This is a genomic window from Bradyrhizobium sp. PRIMUS42, assembly GCF_023006515.1.
Classification (GTDB): Bacteria; Pseudomonadota; Alphaproteobacteria; order Rhizobiales; family Xanthobacteraceae; genus Bradyrhizobium.
On record NZ_JALBGZ010000195.1, the window covers coordinates 5,001 to 9,356 of the forward strand.

The 4,356-nt window shown below is 56.6% G+C and carries 2 tRNA genes, 2 rRNA genes and 1 pseudogene (1 of these 5 cut by a window edge); 1 reads left to right on the forward strand and 4 read right to left on the reverse strand.

What is annotated here, in order from left to right:
• The 4 genes from MOV75_RS16640 to MOV75_RS16655 form a co-directional block, all read right to left on the reverse strand.
• A 23S ribosomal RNA gene (locus tag MOV75_RS16640) occupies positions 1–651 on the reverse strand (it extends 2,221 nt beyond the left edge of the window).
• 414 nt (positions 652–1,065) lie between these two features.
• Positions 1,066–1,141 (reverse strand) — tRNA-Ala (locus MOV75_RS16645).
• A gap of 33 nt (positions 1,142–1,174) precedes the next feature.
• Positions 1,175–1,251, reverse strand: a tRNA-Ile gene (locus tag MOV75_RS16650).
• 186 nt (positions 1,252–1,437) lie between these two features.
• A 16S ribosomal RNA gene (locus tag MOV75_RS16655) occupies positions 1,438–2,926 on the reverse strand.
• Together the 16S and 23S rRNA genes with 2 tRNA genes alongside form the textbook arrangement of a ribosomal RNA operon.
• A gap of 1,129 nt (positions 2,927–4,055) precedes the next feature.
• Between MOV75_RS16655 and MOV75_RS16660 the strand changes: the two are divergent.
• Positions 4,056–4,356, forward strand: a pseudogene (locus MOV75_RS16660) (hypothetical protein); the annotation flags it as partial.

Consider the following 4,356-nt stretch of genomic DNA (forward strand, 5'->3'; position numbering starts at 1 on the left):
TATCTTGGGCTCCATCTGTTTGTAGGTGTCCGGTTTCAGGTCTATTTCACTCCCCTCGTCGGGGTGCTTTTCACCTTTCCCTCACGGTACTGGTTCACTATCGGTCGCTGAGGAGTACTTAGGCTTGGAGGGTGGTCCCCCCGCGTTCAGACAGGATTTCACGTGTCCCGCCTTACTCGTGGATACATCATCGCATTACTCGTACGGGGCTATCACCCTCTGAGGCCCAGCTTTCCTGACTGGTTCCGATTGTCTTTGATGTATCACTGGCCTGGTCCGCGTTCGCTCGCCACTACTAACGGAGTCTCTGTTGATGTCCTTTCCTCCAGGTACTTAGATGTTTCAGTTCCCTGGGTTTGCTTGAAACCTCCTATGTATTCAGAAGTCTCATACCTTCTCTTGATAACCGGAAATCCAAAACCTCTCGATCGAAATCTAAAGGCCTAGGCATCTCTCATTTCTGATCGAACCCCACACCACAGTCTTTCGACTGAGGTCTTGGAGTTCCGGCTATCGAAGGTGGGTTTCCCCATTCGGAAATCCATGGATCAAAGCTTCTTCGCAGCTCCCCACGGCTTATCGCAGCGTAGCACGTCCTTCATCGCCTCTCAGCGCCAAGGCATCCACCGAACACCCTTAAGGCACTTGATTGCTCTCATTATCAATGTCCACACACTCGGCAGAATGTTGTCTGCAGAATTACCTTACGGCACGCGCTCTCGATGAACGCTATCTGCAGCCGGACAATGATTAGAAAGACCAGCTTGCTTCGTAAGATCGTTCCGATAGCGAGGCGGTCAAGCTTCGCTAAAAGGATCATTTACAACTCGCTTGTCTCTCAAGCGCAGCCTTGTGAGCTACCTTTGAAAGACGCACGAGCGCCGAAATGATCCGGAGATAATGAAGTCTCGCGTGGCAATTGCTTGCCGCACGATCCAACTCGGATCGATCTCCTCTTTACGATGTCAGAAATCACGCAACTTGCTGTCTATCCAGACTAGCAAGCTGCGAAGTGATGTTTCGCGGACGATTTTGGTGCACGATCAGTCGATTGATCAAACCATCTGGTGGAGCCAGACGGGATCGAACCGACGACCTCATGCTTGCAAAGCACGCGCTCTCCCAGCTGAGCTATGGCCCCGTAACCAGAAGACGAATGCTCACTCGATGAAAGTGGTGGGCCTGGGAAGACTTGAACTTCCGACCTCACGCTTATCAAGCGCGCGCTCTAACCAACTGAGCTACAAGCCCCTAACGCATATCCAGTCAAGGACCAGGGATCTGCAGCTTGCAGCCCCAGCGCGTGTTCGTCCGCGAAGAAAGAGAAACGTAGACGGCGAAATCCCGCCAATGCAGCTCAACGATCTGGCGATCTGTTGGCCACTGATGTTTCTAAAACGGTTCGATAGAAGCAAGCTTCTGAAGAACCATCCTTAGAAAGGAGGTGATCCAGCCGCAGGTTCCCCTACGGCTACCTTGTTACGACTTCACCCCAGTCGCTGACCCTACCGTGGCCGGCTGCCTCCCTTGCGGGTTAGCGCACCGTCTTCAGGTAAAACCAACTCCCATGGTGTGACGGGCGGTGTGTACAAGGCCCGGGAACGTATTCACCGTGGCGTGCTGATCCACGATTACTAGCGATTCCAACTTCATGGGCTCGAGTTGCAGAGCCCAATCCGAACTGAGACGGCTTTTTGAGATTTGCGAAGGGTCGCCCCTTAGCATCCCATTGTCACCGCCATTGTAGCACGTGTGTAGCCCAGCCCGTAAGGGCCATGAGGACTTGACGTCATCCCCACCTTCCTCGCGGCTTATCACCGGCAGTCTCCTTAGAGTGCTCAACTAAATGGTAGCAACTAAGGACGGGGGTTGCGCTCGTTGCGGGACTTAACCCAACATCTCACGACACGAGCTGACGACAGCCATGCAGCACCTGTGTTCCAGGCTCCGAAGAGAAGGTCACATCTCTGCGACCGGTCCTGGACATGTCAAGGGCTGGTAAGGTTCTGCGCGTTGCGTCGAATTAAACCACATGCTCCACCGCTTGTGCGGGCCCCCGTCAATTCCTTTGAGTTTTAATCTTGCGACCGTACTCCCCAGGCGGAATGCTTAAAGCGTTAGCTGCGCCACTAGTGAGTAAACCCACTAACGGCTGGCATTCATCGTTTACGGCGTGGACTACCAGGGTATCTAATCCTGTTTGCTCCCCACGCTTTCGTGCCTCAGCGTCAGTATCGGGCCAGTGAGCCGCCTTCGCCACTGGTGTTCTTGCGAATATCTACGAATTTCACCTCTACACTCGCAGTTCCACTCACCTCTCCCGAACTCAAGATCTTCAGTATCAAAGGCAGTTCTGGAGTTGAGCTCCAGGATTTCACCCCTGACTTAAAGACCCGCCTACGCACCCTTTACGCCCAGTGATTCCGAGCAACGCTAGCCCCCTTCGTATTACCGCGGCTGCTGGCACGAAGTTAGCCGGGGCTTATTCTTGCGGTACCGTCATTATCTTCCCGCACAAAAGAGCTTTACAACCCTAGGGCCTTCATCACTCACGCGGCATGGCTGGATCAGGGTTGCCCCCATTGTCCAATATTCCCCACTGCTGCCTCCCGTAGGAGTTTGGGCCGTGTCTCAGTCCCAATGTGGCTGATCATCCTCTCAGACCAGCTACTGATCGTCGCCTTGGTGAGCCATTACCTCACCAACTAGCTAATCAGACGCGGGCCGATCTTTCGGCGATAAATCTTTCCCCGTAAGGGCTTATCCGGTATTAGCACAAGTTTCCCTGTGTTGTTCCGAACCAAAAGGTACGTTCCCACGCGTTACTCACCCGTCTGCCGCTGACGTATTGCTACGCCCGCTCGACTTGCATGTGTTAAGCCTGCCGCCAGCGTTCGCTCTGAGCCAGGATCAAACTCTCAAGTTGGACTTGAACTTTGAACCGGCTGATCACAACGTTTGACGAGGTCCCACCATTTTTCCGACGACCGAAGTCGCCGAGCTGCCTGCGATTCACATCGCTGGCAACGATGGTGTTTCCTTGAAAACGTGTACCGCCGAAGTCTTTCGTCCGGTCTCGATCAGAAAAGCCGAAGCTTTTCAAAAGCGAGACCCGCAAGGACTCCGCCGTCCACGTTTCTCTTTCTTCATCTTCACTTGTCAAACAGCCCGAGACCGTGGAGGCCTCAACCTTCCAGAGAGGAAGGGTTCCGACACCCTTACCGACGATGAATGAACTCCAACCGATTTGCATCGGCTGTTGTGCACTCAACAAAGTGAGGAGCATCAGTGGCGCGTTCGCTCGCCTTGGTCAGTGACCCGGCGGCGCCGCGCTCAGTGGTCGGGTTATAGGCCCCCGCACTCGGGATTGTCAACGCCCATTGTCAACAAATCGTCGCACGGTGGACCGTGGAAAAAATTACAGCATTTCCAATGGATTAGAAAGGGCGGGAGCGCGGCGGCCGGGGCGGGGCGGCAAAAAATCTGAAAAAAAGTTTGCCCGCCGGCGGGCTCCGGAGGGCGCTTAAGCCCCCCCCCCTCCCGGGCCCCTCCCCCGTCACCCTTCTGGGCGCTCCCGCTCACCCAGCGGGGTAGCGGCCTAGCCCAAGCCCGACGATCCCCGGCCGGACATCCCGAGCCGGATGGACAGTCCCGCCAGGTCGGGGCAGGCTACGCCCCCCCAGTCGGACGGGGCCCTTTACGGCGCGCCGTTCAGGAAACTTTTTCCATGACAGGCGCCGTACTTGAGCCACAATCCCGCGGCGTTCTGATAAGAGACAAGCTTGAATCGCGGGGGATGCCAGAGGGGGCTGCCGGCGGTTTTCATGGGGTCAGAGGAAGGCGATCTTGCAGATGACGCAGCCTTCCCCGGACATTCGAGAGACATCGAGAGAGCTTTACCCGTCCAGCTGTTCGTAATTTCGGCCGGCCCCATTCACGGGGCCTCCTGAGCGCGGACGCCTGCGCGGCTTGCCTTTTCCGGCGATCCCCCTTCAAGAGGGCGACCAGGACAAGGTTCGAAGCGGGCTTCTTGGGTCGTTGATTGGGGGACTTGAGTGAACCACAGGACGTCACGCGGCGCTTACGGGCGTGAGACCGGGATCATCGATCTCGGCCACGAGCCGCCGCTATCCGTCGATGGTTCTGAAGCCGCCGTGATCGACCGCCGCCGCGTCTCGGTGCAATGGTTCAGCGGGACGATTCTGACCGGACTCTGCGGCGCGGCCCTGATCGGCGGCGCCGTTTTCGCATCTCTCGACGGCGAAATGACCTTCGCCAAGGTGCCGGAGCGGGTCGAGGGCGCGCTGCGCGGTGCATTCGGCGCCGCCGATCGCGCCGCCACCTTGCACAAGAGCG